At 55.3% G+C, this 675-nt stretch carries 1 protein-coding gene; it reads left to right on the forward strand.

Translation table 11 applies throughout. The features are described 5' to 3' along the window. Positions 1-675 (forward strand): IS3 family transposase (locus tag ACMV5H_RS25595; RefSeq protein ID WP_414822813.1); only part of this gene is annotated, 675 nt, incomplete at both ends.

The following is a 675-nucleotide window of genomic DNA, read 5'->3' on the forward strand; positions in this document are numbered from 1 at the left end:
GTTTTGCGCTACGGCTCAGCCGCAGCTCGTTTAGATATCGTTCTGTTGCTGCTGATGACAGCGCACTGCGCCTGCGTATTCGTGAGATCACCGAAACGCGAATTCACTACGGATATCGCCGGGTACACGTGCTGCTCCGGCGTGAGGGCTGGCGCGACAATCACAAACGGATCTACCGCCTCTACTGTGAGCAAGGGCTGTCGCTACGCCTCAAACGGCCACGTCGCAATAAATCTGCCCAGCGGCGGCAGCCGCAGCCTCAGGGCTTATATCCCAACCATGTCTGGGGCATGGATTTTGTTTCTGATGCGTTGTTTGACGGGCGACGACTGCGCCTGTTGACGGTTATCGACCTTTATACCCGCGAATGCCTGGGGATCTGCGTGGGACAGAATCTGCGTTCGACAGAAGTGGCAGAGATGCTGAACAGCATAGCGCTCAGGCGTCGTTTACCGCAGTTGCTGAAAACCGATAATGGTTCTGAATTTGCAGGAAAAATGCTGGACAAGTGGGTGTATGAAAGAGGGATCTGGATAGACTTCTCACGCCCGGGAACACCGACGGACAACGCTACGGTGGAGTCCTTTAATGGCAGGCTGCGGCAGGAATGTTTGAACGAGAACTGGTTCATGTCTGTGGAGGATGCACGGTGCAAAATCGAGGGCTGGCGCATAC

It is taken from the genome of Serratia sp. N21D137, from assembly GCF_047530005.1.
Classification (GTDB): domain Bacteria; phylum Pseudomonadota; class Gammaproteobacteria; order Enterobacterales; family Enterobacteriaceae; genus Chania; species Chania fonticola_B.